The organism is Tardiphaga robiniae (assembly GCF_001618955.1).
Taxonomy (GTDB): domain Bacteria; phylum Pseudomonadota; class Alphaproteobacteria; order Rhizobiales; family Xanthobacteraceae; genus Tardiphaga; species Tardiphaga robiniae_A.
On record NZ_LVYV01000001.1, the window covers coordinates 1,029,535 to 1,046,420 of the forward strand.

The 16,886-nt window shown below is 61.5% G+C and carries 16 protein-coding genes and 1 tRNA gene; 12 read left to right on the plus strand and 5 right to left on the minus strand.

Annotation, left to right across the window (positions count from 1 at the left end):
* The first annotated feature begins 45 nt into the window (after positions 1-45).
* The 3 genes from A4A58_RS04805 to panE all read left to right on the plus strand — a co-directional run bounded on the left by A4A58_RS04805 (position 46) and on the right by panE (position 2,486).
* Positions 46-660, plus strand: coding sequence for a 2-hydroxychromene-2-carboxylate isomerase (locus A4A58_RS04805; protein ID WP_068730469.1), 615 nt, complete (start codon positions 46-48; stop codon positions 658-660).
* A 12-nt stretch (positions 661-672) separates the two neighbouring features.
* A complete protein-coding gene (locus A4A58_RS04810) occupies positions 673-1,410 on the plus strand; it encodes an SDR family oxidoreductase (RefSeq protein ID WP_068730198.1) in 738 nt (245 codons plus the stop codon).
* Positions 1,411-1,562: 152 nt separating this feature from the next.
* Positions 1,563-2,486: a 2-dehydropantoate 2-reductase gene (gene panE, locus A4A58_RS04815; protein WP_068730199.1), complete on the plus strand. Its 924-nt coding sequence runs from the start codon at positions 1,563-1,565 to the stop codon at positions 2,484-2,486.
* Positions 2,487-2,540: 54 nt separating this feature from the next.
* Here panE and A4A58_RS04820 read toward each other — a convergent pair whose 3' ends face one another.
* The 4 genes from A4A58_RS04820 to A4A58_RS04835 all read right to left on the minus strand — a co-directional run bounded on the left by A4A58_RS04820 (position 2,541) and on the right by A4A58_RS04835 (position 5,420).
* Positions 2,541-3,131, minus strand: coding sequence for a c-type cytochrome (locus A4A58_RS04820; RefSeq protein ID WP_068730470.1), 591 nt, complete (start codon positions 3,129-3,131; stop codon positions 2,541-2,543).
* A gap of 76 nt (positions 3,132-3,207) precedes the next feature.
* Positions 3,208-4,476 carry a PQQ-dependent sugar dehydrogenase gene (locus tag A4A58_RS04825; RefSeq protein ID WP_068730200.1) on the minus strand — a complete coding sequence of 423 codons (1,269 nt, stop codon included), beginning with the start codon at positions 4,474-4,476 and terminating at the stop codon, positions 3,208-3,210.
* Between the two features lie 259 nt (positions 4,477-4,735).
* Positions 4,736-5,185: a hypothetical protein gene (locus A4A58_RS04830; RefSeq protein WP_068730201.1), complete on the minus strand. Its 450-nt coding sequence runs from the start codon at positions 5,183-5,185 to the stop codon at positions 4,736-4,738.
* Positions 5,186-5,345: 160 nt separating this feature from the next.
* Positions 5,346-5,420 (minus strand) — tRNA-Gly (locus A4A58_RS04835).
* Positions 5,421-5,718: 298 nt separating this feature from the next.
* Between A4A58_RS04835 and trxA the strand changes: the two genes are divergently transcribed.
* The 3 genes from trxA to A4A58_RS04850 are packed head-to-tail and all read left to right on the plus strand — an operon-like array spanning position 5,719 to position 7,610.
* Entirely contained in the window at positions 5,719-6,657 is a 939-nt protein-coding gene (gene trxA, locus A4A58_RS04840; protein WP_068730202.1) for a thioredoxin, read from the plus strand.
* 30 nt (positions 6,658-6,687) lie between these two features.
* The gene (locus tag A4A58_RS04845; protein WP_068730203.1) at positions 6,688-7,362 is read left to right on the plus strand and encodes an LON peptidase substrate-binding domain-containing protein; all 675 of its coding nucleotides are present in this window, start codon (positions 6,688-6,690) and stop codon (positions 7,360-7,362) included.
* Between the two features lie 47 nt (positions 7,363-7,409).
* Positions 7,410-7,610: a Trm112 family protein gene (locus tag A4A58_RS04850; RefSeq protein ID WP_068730204.1), complete on the plus strand. Its 201-nt coding sequence runs from the start codon at positions 7,410-7,412 to the stop codon at positions 7,608-7,610.
* A 172-nt stretch (positions 7,611-7,782) separates the two neighbouring features.
* Here the strand turns inward: A4A58_RS04850 and A4A58_RS04855 are convergent, their stop codons facing one another.
* Entirely contained in the window at positions 7,783-9,003 is a 1,221-nt protein-coding gene (locus A4A58_RS04855) for a ubiquinone biosynthesis hydroxylase (RefSeq protein WP_068730205.1), read from the minus strand.
* A gap of 142 nt (positions 9,004-9,145) precedes the next feature.
* Here A4A58_RS04855 and tesB point away from each other — a divergent pair, with 142 nt between their 5' ends.
* The 6 genes from tesB to A4A58_RS04885 all read left to right on the plus strand — a co-directional run bounded on the left by tesB (position 9,146) and on the right by A4A58_RS04885 (position 16,874).
* Positions 9,146-10,021 (plus strand): acyl-CoA thioesterase II, encoded by an 876-nt coding sequence (tesB, locus tag A4A58_RS04860; protein ID WP_068730206.1) that lies wholly within the window; start codon positions 9,146-9,148, stop codon positions 10,019-10,021.
* A 167-nt stretch (positions 10,022-10,188) separates the two neighbouring features.
* Entirely contained in the window at positions 10,189-10,527 is a 339-nt protein-coding gene (locus A4A58_RS04865) for a P-II family nitrogen regulator (RefSeq protein WP_068730207.1), read from the plus strand.
* A 467-nt stretch (positions 10,528-10,994) separates the two neighbouring features.
* Positions 10,995-11,333: a P-II family nitrogen regulator gene (locus A4A58_RS04870; RefSeq protein WP_068730208.1), complete on the plus strand. Its 339-nt coding sequence runs from the start codon at positions 10,995-10,997 to the stop codon at positions 11,331-11,333.
* A gap of 54 nt (positions 11,334-11,387) precedes the next feature.
* Complete coding sequence (locus A4A58_RS04875; RefSeq protein WP_068730209.1) at positions 11,388-12,827, plus strand: ammonium transporter; 1,440 nt, start codon at positions 11,388-11,390, stop codon at positions 12,825-12,827.
* 295 nt (positions 12,828-13,122) lie between these two features.
* Positions 13,123-14,352 (plus strand): aminotransferase class I/II-fold pyridoxal phosphate-dependent enzyme, encoded by a 1,230-nt coding sequence (locus tag A4A58_RS04880; RefSeq protein WP_068730210.1) that lies wholly within the window; start codon positions 13,123-13,125, stop codon positions 14,350-14,352.
* Between the two features lie 38 nt (positions 14,353-14,390).
* Positions 14,391-16,874, plus strand: coding sequence for a DNA translocase FtsK (locus A4A58_RS04885; RefSeq protein ID WP_068730211.1), 2,484 nt, complete (start codon positions 14,391-14,393; stop codon positions 16,872-16,874).
* The last annotated feature ends 12 nt before the right edge of the window (positions 16,875-16,886 follow it).

The following is a 16,886-nucleotide window of genomic DNA, read 5'->3' on the forward strand; positions in this document are numbered from 1 at the left end:
CACGTGCTGCGCCACACTGCGCCCAATAAAATTCGGGAGACCGCCTTGACCAAGACGTCGCCACAATTTCTGTTCGATTTCGGCAGCCCCAACGCCTATCTCAGCCATCTGGCGATCCCGGCGATCGCAGTGCGCACCGGCGTGACATTCGAATATGTCCCGGTCCTGCTGGGGGGCATCTTCAAGGCGACCAATAATCGCTCGCCGGCGGAAACCTATGCCGGCGTCAAGAACAAACGTGAGTTTCATCAAATCGAGACCGAGCGGTTCGTGAAGCGCTTTGGCGTCAAGCCCTACACGATGAACCCGTTCTTTCCGGTCAACACACTGAACCTGATGCGCGTCGCTATCGCAGCACAGCTTGAAGGCGTGTTCGAGAAATATGTCGAGGCGGCATTCCATCACATGTGGGGTGAGCCAAAGAAGATGGATGACCCCGAAGTTGCCATCAAGGCGCTCACCGACTCCGGTCTCGACGGCGCAAGACTGTTCGCACGCGGACAGGAGCCCGAGGTGAAGGCAGTGCTGGTGGCGAACACGCAGACCGCCGTCGAGCGCGGCGCCTTCGGTTCGCCGACCTTTTTCGTCGGCAACGAGATGTTCTTCGGCAAGGAACAGCTGCGCGAGGTCGAGGAACTGATCATCGGCGCCAACAAGTAACGGGAGAGTTTCATGCAGAAGCGCAACGCGACTGTCGCGGTCATCGGCGCCGGGGACTATATCGGCGCCGAGATCGCCAAGAAATTTGCCGCCGAAGGTTTCACAGTGTTCGCCGGCCGTCGCAACGGGGACAAGCTCGCGCCTTTGGTGGCGGAGATCGAGGCCACGGGTGGCACGATCGTGGCGCGCTCGCTGGATGCCCGCAAGGAAGACGAAATCGCCACCTTTCTCAATGACGCGGATGCGCATGCACCATTGGAAGTCTGCATCTTCAATGTCGGCGCCAACGTCAATTTCCCGATTCTGGAGACGACCGAACGGGTATTTCGCAAGGTCTGGGAGATGGCCTGCTATTCCGGATTTCTGGCCGGGCGCGAAGCAGCCCGGTTGATGACAGCGCGTGGCCAGGGCAACATTTTCTTCACCGGCGCGACCGCGAGTCTGCGTGGCGGCAGTGGTTTCGCGGCGTTTGCATCGGCTAAATTCGGGCTACGCGCCGTGGCACAGGCGATGGCCCGCGAACTCGGACCGAAGAACATCCATGTCGCCCATCTGATCATCGATTCCGGCGTCGATACCGCCTGGGTACGCGAGCGCCGCGAGCAGATGTGGGGCAAGGAGGCACTGAACAATCCCGATTTGTTGATGCCGCCCGCGTCGGTCGCGGAATCTTACTGGCAGCTCTACAGCCAACCGCGCAGCGCCTGGGCGTTTGAACTGGAGATTCGCCCGTTCGGGGAGAAGTGGTAGCGAGCACCTTCTCGCAGCCGTCATTGCTGGTAGCTCTTGCGGCGAAGCAATCCAGCCCTGCATCGACAAGGAACTGGATTACTTCGTTTCGCTCGCAATAACGGGCTACTGTTTGACAGCATCACGTTCCAATCCAACATGGACTCATCTCAATGCGTATTCTCGTGGTCGGCGCCGGTGCCATCGGCGGCTATTTCGGCGGCAGGCTGTTGCAGGCCGGCAATGACATCACTTTCCTGGTTCGCCCGAAGCGCGCCGGTGAGCTGGCAAGCGCCGGCCTTGTCATCAAGAGCCCGCATGGCGACGTGACCCTGAAGAATCCGCCGACGGTGCAGGCCGACACGATCAAGGAGAAATTCGATGTCGTGCTGCTGAGCTGCAAGGCGTTCGACCTGGACGATGCCATCGCGTCCTTTGCACCGGCGGTTGGGCCGAACACGGCCATCATTCCGCTGCTCAACGGCATGAAGCATCTCGACGTACTGGAGAAGAAGTTCGGCGCCGAGAATGTCATGGGCGGCCAATGCCAGATCGCAGCGACGCTCAACGAGGCGCGCGAGGTCGTCCAGATGGCGCCGATGCAGTTGCTGAGCTTCGGCGAGCGCAAGGGCGGTAGCTCCGACCGCACGAAGGCGATTGCAGCGATCATGGCGACCGGCAATTTCGGCGGCTCGCCCTCCGACAACATCATGCAGGACATGTGGGAGAAGTGGGTATTCCTGGCGACGATTGCCGGTTCGACCAGTGCGATGCGCGGCGCGGTTGGCGATATCGTGGCGGCCCCCGGCGGCCGGGACTTCATCCTGGGCGTGCGCGATGAGATGAGCGGCGTCGCCAAGGCCAACGGCTTCGCACCGCGGGCAGCCTTTCTCGAACGCACCGAGGGCATGCTGACGGCTGAAGGTTCGAAGATGACCGCCTCGATGTATCGCGACATCCTCAACAAGGCGCAGATCGAGGCCGACCAGATCGTCGGCGATGTCATCGCTCGCGCCGATGCCGCCAAGGTCGCTGTGCCACGGCTGCGGATGATCTACACGCATCTCAAGGCGTATGAGCATCAGCGGGTCGCGTAAGATCACCACGTGGCCCGGATTAAGCCAATCGCCATCCGGGCTACGGACTTCCCCTCATAGATGCGCCAGATAATGCGCCAGCGCGGTGATCTCTTCTTCACTCAGCGAATAGGCAACCTCGGCCATCGCGGCCATGCCGCCACCGGCGCGGACGCCGGACTTGTAATCACGCAGCGCCTTGACGAGATAGTCCTCGCGCTGTCCGGCGATCCGTGACACCGCCTTGGTGCCGGCATAACTCTCCGTGTGACACGACGCACAGCGCCGGCCGGCGGCGGCCTGCGCGCCCTTGGCCGACAGATCCGGATTGTCATCGGGCTTCTTGCCCTCCGGCGGTTTCAGCGAGGCGAAATAGGCGCCGAGATTGCGGATGTCGTTGTTGTCGATCTGCTCCAGGATCGGCTGCATCTGCTCGTTCTTGCGCGTGCCCGAGCGGAAGAACACCAGCTGCCACTGGATAAACAGATCCGGCTGTGCGGCGAGCGAAGGGACGTTCTCCATTTGCGAGATGCCGTTTTCGCCGTGACAGCCGCTGCAGAGCTCAGCCTTCTCCTTGCCGGCGGCGATATCGGCGGCATCGATCGGACCGGAGCCAGAACCAAGAACGAGAAAGACAAGAACAGCCGCGATTGCAGAACGATGCATGAGCCACATTCCCATTCCAGAATACATGAGGCTGGAGTTGCAGATGACGCAACTCCAGCCTCACGCAATTCGCGACTTACTTCGCGTAGCTGATGCGGTAGATCGCGCCTGCCCAATCGTCGGCAATCAGCAGCGATCCATCCTTGGCGAGAACGATATCGGCAGGACGGCCGAGATAACCCTGGTCACCCTCGATCCAGCCGGAGGCGAAGATCTCCTGCTTGGCGTTCTTGCCGTCCGGCCCGGCGATCACACGCTTGATGCGTGCGCCCTGATACTTGTGTCGATTCCAGGAGCCGTGTTCGGCAATGAAGATGTTGTTCTTGTACTCGGCGGGAAACATGCTGCCGGTATAGAATTTCATCCCCAATGGAGCGACATGGGCGCCGAGATTCAACACCGGCGGCGTGAATTCCGAGCACTTGTGCCCCATGGCAAATTTCGGATCCGGCATGTTGCCCTGATGGCAATGCGGATAGCCAAAATGCTCGCCGAGTTTCGAGATCATGTTGAGCTTGTCGCTCGGCATGTCGTCGCTGATCCAGTCGCGGGCATTTTCGGTGAACCAGTATTTTCCGGTGCGTGGATCGACGTCACCACCCACCGAGTTGCGAACACCGAGCGCGACGATTTCGGCATTGCCGGTCTTGGGATCGACACGGCGGATCTGCGAGAGGCTGGTCGGCGGAATGCCGATGTTGAAGGGAGGTCCGAACGGAACGTAGAACCAGCCGTCCTTGTCCGGCGCGAGATACTTCCAGCCATGTGCCGCGAATGACGGCATATCGTCATAGACCACCTTGCCGTCACCGAGCTTGTCGAGGTTCGCCTCGGCGTTCTCGTATTTGATCAGCTTGTTGATATCGATCACATAGAGCGCACCGTCCTGGAAGGCGAGACCGGTCGGCATCTTCATGCCCTTGAGGACGGTCTTGACCTCTTTCTTGCCGCCCTTGTCGGTGATCGCATAGACGTTGCCGAGGCCGAACGAGCCGACAAAGAGCGTGCCTTTATCGCCCCAGGCCATCTGCCGCGCGGCCAGCACGCCGGATGCATAGACCTCGATCTTGAACCCGGCAGGCAGCTTGATCTTCTTCATCATGGCTGCAAGTTCGGCATCGGACGCACCGGTCGGCGGACCCGACGGCGGCGCGAGGCCCTTTTGCGCTTCGGTCTCGTCGCCGAGGAACCAGTCGTCCGGTGGGTTGGTCCAGAATTCCTTGGTATCGGATTTGTAGCTCTTGAGCTTCTGCTGTGCGCTCGCTTGATTGAGCGAGGCCATGCCGATCGCCGTAGCGAGGATGGCGGCGCACGCAACAACGGATCGACCAGTCATCGATTTCATCGCGTCACTCCCTGTGCAGCTCATTGCGGCTGCTATGTCTTATTAAACGTTCGAGACGAACTTTATTGGCCTGTGATTTTCTCAGACAGTGAGATGCTAGCACAAATGTCACAGGTGAAAAGCGCAACTAACGCTCGCGCAAATGAAAGACGTCGCCATCACGACGACATCCTGAAAAGCCATTTTTGAAAGTTAGTTTCAGTGGCCTGATGCAATTGGCGCACCGCACCGCATCATCGCGCTATCACTGCTACGCTTTTTAAAGGCTGCCCTTGCTGAGATAGCGCCAGGCCACGGCCAGCACGATCAGCGCGATGAAGATCAGCGCTGCCGGCAGCTTCTTCTTTTCTCGCGGGGGCGGCGGCGTGTTGGGCTTGATCCGGCGGAAAGGCGTGACGTTGTTATTGTTGTCGTCGGGCATTGGTCTTGATCTCGAAGCCGTCTTGATGATGGGCGCGGTGCCGGTGCCGCCCATGCGGGAATAATAGCTGCGGTAGACAGTCTGGATGGTGGCTTCGGCCGCGGCCGGCTCGGATTGCTTGCCACGTGCGAGCAGCGCGAGATAGCCGGCATAGAATGTCTGGGCTTCCTGCGGCAGCGCGTCGAGGCTTTTCAGCTTAGCCATCATCAGCCAGGTCGCAAAATCCGCCCGCGCCTCGTCATTGGCACGCTTGGCAATTTCCAGGTTGGAATCCGTGGTCGACGGCATCGTCAGTCTCGTACCCGCTTCGCCAGTGGATTGTCTGCCCAACGCCCGATGATTTCAAGCGATGCGGGGCGGATCTGCGTGCCTGCGGATCACAACCGACAAGGCCGCCTGACGGCGGCCTGTGATCGATAAAACTGATGCCAAAAAACCAGGAAAATTCTGGAGCGGGCGAAGGGATTCGAACCCTCGACCCCGACCTTGGCAAGGTCGTGCTCTACCACTGAGCTACACCCGCATCCGAGAAGACAGGCGGCGATTGCTCGCCGCCGACGCGCAGACCTATGCCAAATGCCGGTGGCGAATGCAACAGTTAGACTGCATCTCGGATCGCGGCGAGTTAATCGCGGTTTATGGCCCTTTAAACCCGATTTTGCCCAGAAAACGGGTCAAAACAGCCAAATGTCACCTCTCGGGTCGAATCGGTCCCTGCCGGACCTATTTCACCGGATTGCAAATTACTGTCACGAACGCCATTTAATCGCTCAGGCCATGCTAGAAGCAGCCAAATTTTTCAGACATCGAGCGAGGTTCACGTGACCATCATGGATCAGGGCGGCGCACAGGCGCCGCAGGCAGGTTCGACGCCGCAGGCAGCAACCGCTCTCATCAAGGACACGACCACCCGCACCTTCGTGCAGGACGTCATTGAGGAATCCAAGCGCCAGCCGGTCCTGATCGACTTCTGGGCGCCCTGGTGCGGTCCGTGCCGCCAGTTGACTCCTGTCATCGAGAAAGCCGTGACCGCCGCCAAGGGCAAGGTAAAGCTGGTCAAGATGAACATCGACGAGAATCCGGAGATTCCCGGCCAGATGGGCATCCAGTCGATCCCGGCCGTGATCGCCTTCGTCAACGGCCAGCCGGCCGATGGCTTCATGGGTGCGGTTCCGGAGAGCCAGGTCACAGCGTTCATCGATAAATTGACTGCCGGCATGCCCGGCGCCGAGCCGACGGCTGCCGAATTGCTGCAGGAAGCCGAAGCCATTCTCGCAGAAGGCGATCCGGCCACCGCCGCTTCTATCTACGGCGAGGTGATCGCCGCCGACGCCGGCAACATCGCGGCCATCGCAGGCCTCGCCCGCTGTTACGTCGAGACCGGCGCCATCGAACAGGCCAAGCAGACCCTCGAACTCGTCCCCGCTGCCAAGCGTGAGGACGCCGCGGTCAAGGCCGTGCAGGCCAAGATCGATCTGGTCGAACAGGCCAGTGCGCTCGGTCCGGTCACCGAACTGGAACAGAAGGTCGCGGCAAATCCGCTCGACCATCAGGCCCGCTTCGACCTTGCGATCGCGCTCAATGGCGCCAACCAGCGCAGTGAGGCTACGGGTCATCTGCTCGAAATCGTCAAGCGTGACCGCAAATGGGATGACGACGGCGCCCGCAAGCAATTGATCCAGTTCTTCGACGCCTGGGGACCGACGGACGAGGCCACCGTTGACGGTCGCAGGCGGTTATCGACTATCCTGTTCTCGTAATTCTTCTCGCGTGACGAATCGGAACCGGACATGCCCATCAATGCCGACTATCGCGGGCCTGCCGAACTTCCCGAGGTGATCCCGGTCTTTCCGCTGCCGGGCGCGCTGCTCCTGCCGCGCGGTCAGATGCCACTGAACATTTTCGAGCAGCGCTACCTCGCGATGATCGACGATTCGCTTCGCGACGGGCACCGGCTGATTGGCATGATCCAGCCCGATGCGGCGCATTCGCCGGATGAGGCCAAGCCGGCACTGTTCAAAGTCGGCTGTGTCGGGCGCATTACCCAGCTCGCCGAATCCGGTGACGGCCGCTACATCCTCGAACTGACCGGCGTTTCCCGTTTCGAGGTGGTGCAGGAACTCTCGGTGCTGACCGCGTACCGGCAGTGCAAGGTCGACTACTTCCCCTTCATCGACGATTTCACGGCACGCAAGGGCGAAGATGATGTCGATCGGGCCGCGCTGCTCGCGGTACTCACCGACTTCCTCAAGGCCAACAACCTGAAAGTGGATTGGGAAGGCATCGACAAGGCCCCCAACGAGGCCCTGGTGAATGCGCTGGCGATGATGTCGCCCTATGGTCCGCCCGAGAAGCAGGCGATGCTCGAAGCGCCCGATCTCAAGACCCGCGCCGAGATCCTGATCGCTGTCACTGAAATGGATCTGGCCAAGAAGCGCACCAGCGGCGACCCACCGCTGCAGTAATTCTGATAAATAACCATGATCAACGACCGCATCACCGGAGCGCACCCATGACCACACCGCCAATCGAGCGCGCCGAAAGCACCGTCGACGCCAAGCTGCTCGAGATTCTGGTGTGCCCGCTGACCAAGGGCCAACTCGAATTCGATGCCGCCCGCCAGGAGCTGATCTCGCGCCAGGCCAAGCTCGCCTACCCGATCCGCGACGGCATTCCGATCATGCTGCCGGAAGAAGCGCGGAAGATCGATTAGGGCACAAGCGCAACCTCAAACTTCGTCATGGCCGGGCAAAGCGCGGCTTCGCTTGATGAACCGGCCATCCATCTTCTTCGCGTGATCGCCAAAGGTGGATTACCGGGTCAAGCCCGGTGATGACGACAGAGTGCCGGGCAGGTCCACAGCGTCATTGCAGCCCGCGGCCAATCTACAGCGCCTCGCCCTTCAATAGCCGCGGCACCTCGCCGGACAATCCCGCCGCCTGCTTGATGAACGCGCCCTTCAGCGGCGGCAGGCGATCGACGATGCCGAGACCGATGTCGCGGATGCTGCGCACGAATGGCAGGTCGTTCGAGAACAGGACATTCAGCACATTCGTGGCGACACCCATTGTCATGGTGTCGAAGCGGCGCCAGCGCTGGTAGCGCTCCAGCACATCGCTCTGGCCGAAATCCATGCCGAGCCGAGCAGCATCAACGATGGTCTCTGCCAATGCCGCGACGTCCTTGAGACCCATATTAAGTCCCTGCCCCGCGATCGGATGGATCACATGCGCGGCGTCACCGATCAGCGCCAGCCGTTCGCCGATGAAGGAGCGCGCGACGAAGTAGCCGAGCGGAAAGGCGCGCGGCTTGTCGAGTGCTTTGACCTCGCCAAGGTGTAGGCCGAAGCGCTGCTCGAGTTCGGCGTGAAACTCTTCATCCGGCAGCGCCACGATGCGTGCGGCTTCGGCGCGCTTTTCGGTCCACACCAGGGACGAGCGCTTGCCCGTCAGCGGCAGGATCGCGAACGGCCCGGCGGGCAGGAAATGTTCTTCGGCACGGCCTTCATGGTCGCGTTCGTGGCCGACGGTGACGACAATTCCCGATTGGTCGTAATCCCAGCCGTGGGTGGCGATCCCCGCGCGCTCGCGCAGCTTGGAGCGCGCGCCGTCGGCAGCAACCAACAAGGCAGCCTCGATCACGCTGCCATCGCCAAGCGTCACGCTGACGCCATCGGGACGCGCATCGAAGGTGGTCACCGCAGTCGCACGCAGATCGACGCCCGCCGCTTCAGCGCGGATCACGAGTTCGTCGATCAGCCGGCGATTCTCGACCATATGTGCGAACGGCTCGCCCGGTTCCACATGACCGCCGAAAGTCAGGAAGGTCGGACGGGTGGCGTCTTCCAGCTTGGAATCAGTAACGACCATGTCAAGGATCGGTTGGCTGTGGGCAGCCACAGCATCCCAGACACCGAGAGCATCAAACAGCCGCCGACAGGCAGCAACGATGGCCGTTGCGCGCGGATCGCGGCTCGGCCTGGCCGCCAGCGCGGGATCGGCGACAATGATTGGCAGATCGGGGCCAAGCCCCTGCCGCAACGCCAGCGCCAATGCCAGCCCGGCAAACGCTCCGCCGCCGATGACAATGCCTCGTTGTGCCGCCATGATATCCGTTCTCGCTGTTGCCACGCGCTTATAGCTGGGCGAAACAGGATCGCGAAACAAGGGCGGCAATGGGACCGGGGCCTGCACGGCCAAGGTCTTGGTAAACCTCCCTTAATATTGCCGCCGACGGAAAGATGCCGACATGTCCAAGAGCCTGATCGATCTGATCGATATCCTCGATCTCGAGACCATCGAGGTGAACATGTTCCGCGGCCGCAGCCCGAAAACGCGCTGGCAGCGGGTGTTCGGCGGCCAGGTGATCGGCCAGGCCATGGTGGCTTCGTGCCGCACCGTCGAAGGCCGCATGCCGCATTCGCTGCATTGTTATTTCATCCTGCCCGGCGACCCGCAGATTCCGATCGTCTACGAGGTCGAGCGGCTGCGCGATGGCAAGAGCTATTCGACCCGGCGCGTCACCGCGATTCAGCACGGCCACGCGATCTTCTCGATGATGGTGTCGTTCCACGCCGAGGAGGAGGACTCGTTCAACCATCAGGATCCGATGCCGGACGTGCCACCGCCGGACAAGCTCACTGCGGAAGAACTATCGAAACATCCGATCATCGAGAAGATGCCCGATTTCATCCGCCGCTATTACGAGTCCGATCGCCCGATCGAGCTGCGTCCGGTGGAATTCCAGCGTTATGCTGGCGAGAAGGTTCCGGAGGGCCGGATTAATTTCTGGATTCGTACCGCCGCGAAGCTGCCGGACGATCCGGCGCTCCATATGTGTGCGCTGGCCTATGCGTCGGACTTTTCGCTGCTCGATTCCATCATGGCCCGCTATGGCCGCACGCTGTTCGACGGTCAGGCGATGGCGGCCAGTCTCGATCACGCCATGTGGTTTCACCGCCCGTTCCGCGCCGACGAATGGCTGCTCTACAGCCAGGATTCGCCGAGCGCCCAGAACGGTCGCGGCCTCGCGCGCGGCCTGATCTTCAAGCCTGACGGCACGCTGGTCGCGACCGTGGCGCAGGAGGGCTCGGTACGAGAGCGACGCGAGAAGCCGACGGCGTAGGCCTCTCCGCTTCCAGCTGAATACCGCTTCGCCATCTTGGCGTGCAAACGGCCTGCCCTGGAGGCAGGGTCGCCGCCCAATTTCCACGCGTCATGCCAACGGGGATGGCATAAAGCTGTCTGATTGCGTAAGCAGGGTCGTACACCGTCCCCGAAGAGGAAGCCTGCATGAAGCTCGTGGTCGCGATCATCAAACCCTTCAAGCTCGATGAGGTGCGTCAGGCTCTGACGGCCATCGGCGTCCACGGCATGACGGTGACCGAAGTGAAGGGCTATGGCCGCCAGAAGGGCCATACCGAAATGTATCGCGGCGCCGAGTATATCGTGAATTTCCTGCCCAAGCTGCGGCTCGAAATCGCTGTGGCGTCCGACCTCGTGGCCAAGGCGGTCGAGGTCATCTCCACCGGAGCCCGGACCGGCCAGATCGGCGACGGCAAGATCTTCGTGACCCCGATCGACCACGCCCTGCGTATCCGCACCGGCGAGACCGACAGCGACGCGCTTTAGGCAATACGCCAGCGCAGGTCCCTCCTGTCGGGAGCTGCTGACGGTCAGCTCGGATACATCCAGAGAAGCCCTCCGTTGCTTTTCCAGTTGAGCAAGATCAACTCTGCCCGCGTTGGTTGGAGGGCCTGCAGATTAGACAATTTCGAGGTTTTTGCCTCGAATTGACGTATTTGGACACCTCCGGGCTGCCCGCGGCCTGAGCAGGAATATGTCGAGAGCCTGTCATGCTTCCCTTTTGGGCAGAGTTGGCTAGAGTTTGGGCGCGACCGAATAGCGCACTCTGTCTCAATGCGTGAGAAACGCGAAAAGCTGGGGATTCATAAACCGTTAGAGAATTCCACCGATCTGGCACGGCATTTGATTCTATCTGGTCTGGCTGTGCCCGCGTAGTGAACTTCTCCGCGTGGTGAACCTCAGTCGAGATCGCCCGGTCGGTTTTCGGTCGGGCCCAAGCGGGGATAGGACCCATGAAAATTGTTATGGCGATCATCAAGCCATTCAAGCTTGAGGAAGTCCGTGATGCCCTGACCGCCATTGGCGTTCATGGTTTGACGGTGACGGAAGTCAAAGGATATGGCCGACAGAAGGGCCACACGGAAATTTATCGCGGCGCTGAATATGCGGTGAGCTTCCTGCCCAAGATCAAGATCGAGGTGGCTGTCGCCTCCGATCAGGTCGACAAGACCATCGAAGCCATCACCACGGCCGCCAAGACCGGCCAGATCGGCGACGGCAAGATCTTCGTCATCAACCTCGACCACGCAGTTCGCATCCGTACCGGCGAGGCCGATGCTGCAGCCCTCTAAGTCGAATTCCTCGGATTTCGCGCTCACCCATTCTTCAATCAGGAGTCAAACACAATGACGTTTAAGCGTCCCTCTGGCGCGGGATTGGCGGCACTCGCCGTTGGCCTGTTCGCCGCAACTGCGGCTTACGCCGATCCGACGGTCAACAAGGGCGATAACGCCTGGATGATGACCTCGACGGTGCTGGTGCTGTTGATGACCGTCCCGGGCCTCGCCCTGTTCTATGGCGGCCTCGTCCGTTCCAAGAACATGCTCTCGGTGTTGATGCAGGTTCTCTACACCGCCTGCATCGTGATGGTGCTCTGGGCCCTCTACGGCTACAGCATCACCTTCACGGGCGGTTCGGCCTATATCGGCGGTTTCTCGAAGGCGTTCCTCGCCGGCGTGACACCTGATTCGATGGCTGCTTCGTTCACCGCAGACGCCAACATCTCGGAACTCGTCTACTTCTGCTTCCAGATGACCTTCGCTGCCATCACCCCGGGCCTGATCGTCGGCGCCTTTGCCGAACGCACCAAGTTCGCGGCTGTGGCGCTTTTCGTGCCGCTCTGGGTGACGCTGATCTACTTCCCGATCGCGCACATGGTCTGGTACTGGGCTGGTCCGGACGCCATTGTCGCAGCTGCCAAGGCTGTCGCTGCAGCGGCTCCCGATGCGAAGGCTGCGGCTCAGGCCAAGCTTGACGAAGTCATGGCCGATGCCGGCCAGGTGTTCCTCTGGGGCGCTCTCGACTTCGCTGGCGGCACCGTCGTTCACATCAACGCCGGCATTGCTGGCCTCGTGGGCTGCCTGATCATCGGCAAGCGCACCGGCTACGGCAAGGAGCTGATGGCTCCGCACTCGCTGACCATGACCATGATCGGCGCGTCCCTGCTGTGGGTTGGCTGGTTCGGCTTCAACGTCGGTTCGAACCTCGAAGCCTCGGGCACTGCCGCTCTCGCGATGACCAACACCTTCCTCGCAACTGCGGTTGCGGCGATGGCCTGGATGTTCGCGGAGTGGATGACCAAGGGTCACCCGTCGCTGCTCGGCGCAGCATCGGGCGCGGTTGCCGGCCTCGTCGCCGTCACCCCGGCTTGCGGCTTCTCGGGCCCGATGGGCGCGATGGTTCTCGGTCTGGTCGCAGGCGTCGTCTGCCTGTTCTTCTGCACCGTCGTGAAGAACTCGCTTGGCTATGACGACTCGCTTGATGTGTTCGGCGTCCATTGCGTCGGCGGCATCATCGGCGCGCTCGGCACCGGCATCCTGGTCAACCCGGCCCTCGGCGGCACGGGCGTCATGGACTACGTCGCCGGCAAGATCGGCGACTACGACATGGTCACCCAGATGATCGCGCAGTGTAAGGCTGTCGCGACCACGCTGGTGTGGTCGGGCGTCGGTTCGGCGATCCTGTTCAAGGTCGTCGACGTGATCGTCGGTCTCCGCGTCAATGTTGAAGTCGAGCGCGAAGGCCTCGACGTCACCGAGCACACCGAACGCGCCTACAACATGTAAGCGTCACGAGCCATCCCGGATCATCGGTCCGGGATGCTCACAAAGGGATCGGTTGGGGCACTACCCGGCAATGTCCCAACCGTCGAAGGGCTCCAGCGCAAGCTGGGGCCCTTCACTTTTTGGGGTGCCATTCTGATCCCCGCGTAGGCCTGGACGGCCGCTGAACGCGTGATAGCAAGGCCGGCCCCTCGATGGTTAATCGCGTCTTAACCTCGCCGTATCTATGGTGGTTTGATCCCGTTTCGGCCGATCTCATGGGGCGATCGGCTGCCTTGAAAGTACTGGCGTTTTCCTGATGGCACTCACCGCTCCTCCTTCCGCGGCGCAAGGCGCTGGCAGCCGGACCTCGGCTGGGCCCGATGGCGAGCGTTCGCCGTTTGCGCGGCTGACGGAATTGCTGGCGCCGTATCAGCCCGGCCAACCGCTGATCACACTGTCACTGGGCGAACCGCAGCACCCGGTGCCAGATTTCGTTGGACCCGTTCTGGCCAAACACACCGCCGATTTCGGCCGCTATCCGATCGCCAAGGGCATCGAGCCGTTCCGCCGCACCGCAGCCACATGGATGAGTACGCGCTTCAATCTCCCGCGCGCCCTCGATCCGGAAACCGAAATACTGGTGTTGAATGGCAGCCGTGAAGGCCTGTTCTTCGCCGCGATCACGGCCGCGCGTTTTGTCGGCCCGCGCAAGGGCACGCCGGCGATCCTGCTGCCGAATCCGTTCTATCCAGCTTACGGCGCCGGTGCGCGCGCTGCGGGTTGCGAGTCGATTTTCATGCCGACCACAGTGGCCAACGGCTTCCTACCCGATCTCGATGCACTCGATGAGGTGACGCTGTCGCGCACGGTGGCGATGTACATTGCATCGCCGGCCAATCCGCAAGGCGCCGTCGCGACGCCCGCTTACTTCAAGAAGCTGCACGACCTCGCGCTGCGCTACGGTTTCATCGTGCTGTCCGACGAATGCTATTCGGAAATCTACACGCAGGCCGCGCCCGGCAGCATGCTGGCGTCAGCCGGACCTGACTACACCAATGTCGTTGCGTTTCAGTCGCTGTCAAAGCGCTCGAACCTGCCCGGCATGCGCGTCGGCTTCGTCGCTGGCGACAAGAGATTCCTGAGCGCGTTTCACGAATTGCGCAACGTGGCCGCGCCGCAGGTGCCGGTACCGCTGCAGCAGGTCGCAGTTGCCGCCTATAGCGACGAAGCGCATGTGGAAGAGAATCGCAGACTCTACCGCTTGAAGTTCGATCTTGCGGATCAGATCCTCGGCAATCGCTTCGGCTACAAGCGACCCGCCGGCGGCTTCTGTCTGTGGCTCGATGTCTCCGCATATGGCGGCGACGAAGAGGCAACCGTGAGACTGTATCGCGATGGCGGCGTGCGCGTGGTGCCCGGAAGTTATCTGGCGCGCCCGCAGGCCGACGACAGCAATCCCGGCGCCGGCTATATTCGTTTGGCCATGGTGCAGGACAGTGAAACGACAGCCGAAGCTTTGCATCGGCTGGTGAAGATCTTGAATTGAAGATCCTGGATTAATGCAGGGCGCATGAGCACGACCGTATGAGCACCACGATCGAACGCGTCATTCCTCTCGTCGGCCATCTGCCCGCGTCGATTCGCGAGATGCTGGGACGACGGCTGCGTGAACTGGCGGGCTTTGGCCTGGTCTGCGCCGCAGGTGTCGCGGCGGCGGCGATGATGACCTGGTCCGTGCAGGACCCGAGCCTGAGCCATGCCACCTCGCGCGCGATCCGCAATGTCGCCGGTTATCCCGGCGCGATCGGTGCCGATCTGTTGATGCAGATCCTCGGCCTCGGCGCGATCATGATGATTCTCACCATCGCCGTCTGGGGCTGGCGGATGATGACCCATCGGCATTTCGATCGCGAAGCACTGCGCATCGGTTGCTGGGTCCTTTGCACCATTATCGCATCAGGTTTTGCCAGCTGCTGGCAGCATGGCGGGTCATGGCCCCTGCCGACCGGCGTCGGCGGCGTGGTCGGCGACGCATTGTTTCGCGCGCCCGCGGTCGTATTCGGCCCCGTAGGCTTCATCTATCGATTCGTACTCGGCTTTATTCTCTGCGCGGCGATGATCGTGACCTTCTTCATCGCCTGCGGTTATGGCGCGCGCGCCAGGGAAGAGTTCGCCGAGATCGATATCGAGGAAGATGACGAGCCGTTCGAGGAAGATGAAGCTCGCGATCGCAGCTCAATTTCGGTTTCGCTGGGCTGGGCCGCGCATGCCGTGATGAGCGCGAAGGCGCGTCTCGGCCGTTTCCTCTCGTTGGTCTATGGCAAGATGGTTGCAAGCGAGCCCAAGGCGCGCGCGGCATCCTTCGAGCGTCAGGAACCCAATCTCGGCGGTCGCCGCAACAGTCCCTCCATCGCGCCGCATGACGAAGACGAGAGCGGTCACGACGAGGACGAAGAGCACGACTACGAGGAAGAAGAGGAAGAGGAGCCCGCCCCGAAGGCGCGCAAGAAATCCTCGGCCAAGGAGCCGGTGCGGAAATCCAACGGCAAGTTCGAACTGCCCTCCGTCGGCATGCTCACCGCGCCGAAGGCCGCCGATCGCAAGCCGCTCAGCAAGGCCGAACTCGAAGCCAATTCGCGCGCGCTGGAAGGCGTGCTGCAGGACTTCGGCGTGCGCGGCGAGATCGTCAAAGCCAATCCCGGCCCCGTCGTCACGCTGTACGAACTCGAACCCGCACCAGGTATCAAGTCGTCGCGCGTGATCGGCCTTGCCGACGATATCGCGCGCTCCATGAGCGCGCTGTCCGCCCGCGTCGCCGTCGTCCCCGGTCGCAACGCCATCGGCATCGAGCTGCCGAACGCGCATCGCGAAAACGTCTACTTGCGCGAACTGCTGACCGTGCAGGACACCAATGACGGCAGCATCAAGCTGCCGCTCTGCCTCGGCAAGAATATCGGCGGCGAGTCGATCATCATCGATCTTGCGCGCACGCCGCATATGCTGATCGCCGGTACCACCGGTTCGGGCAAATCAGTCGCGATCAACACCATGATTCTCAGCCTGGTCTACCGGCTGCGACCGGATCAGTGCCGCTTGATCATGGTCGATCCGAAAATGCTCGAACTCTCCGTCTATGACGGCATCCCGCATCTGCTGACGCCGGTCGTGACCGATCCGAAGAAGGCCGTGGTCGCACTGAAATGGGCGGTACGCGAGATGGAAGAGCGCTACAAGCGCATGGCCAAGCTCGGCGTGCGTAACATCGACGGCTATAATGCGCGCCTCGTGGAAGCCAAGGCCAAGGGCGAGGAGCTCTCGCGCACCGTTCACACCGGCTTCGACAAGGAAACCGGCAAGGCGATCTACGAGGAAGAGAAGCTCGATCTCGCGCCGTTGCCCTATATCGTCATCATTGTCGACGAAATGGCCGACCTGATGATGGTCGCCGGCAAGGACATCGAAGGCCTGGTGCAGCGTCTCGCGCAGATGGCACGCGCCGCCGGTCTGCACGTCGTCCTCGCGACGCAGCGCCCCTCGGTCGACGTCATCACCGGCACGATCAAGGCGAACTTCCCGACGCGCATTTCCTTCCAGGTCACGTCGAAGATCGACAGCCGCACCATCCTCGGTGAAATGGGCGCCGAGCAACTGCTCGGCCGCGGCGACATGCTCTATATGGCTGGCGGCGGTCGCATCTCGCGCGTACACGGTCCTTTCGTGTCGGATGAGGAAGTCGAGAAGGTCGTGCGCCACCTGAAGACGCAGGGCGAGCCGGAATATCTCGAGGCGGTCACTGCCGAAGAACCGGAAGAAGGCGAGGACGGCGCGGTATTCGATTCGACCGGCATGGGTGCCGATGGCGGTGGTGGCGATCTGTTCCAGCAAGCCGTTGCCATCGTGAAGCGTGACCGGAAGGCGTCGACCAGCTACATCCAGCGCCGGCTGCAGATCGGTTACAATCGCGCAGCGTCATTGATAGAGCGGATGGAAAATGAAGGCATCGTCGGTCAGCCAAACCATGCCGGTAAACGCGAGATTCTAATCGAAGAAGAAGAAAGCGGGTTCTGAGAGTTTGACCCT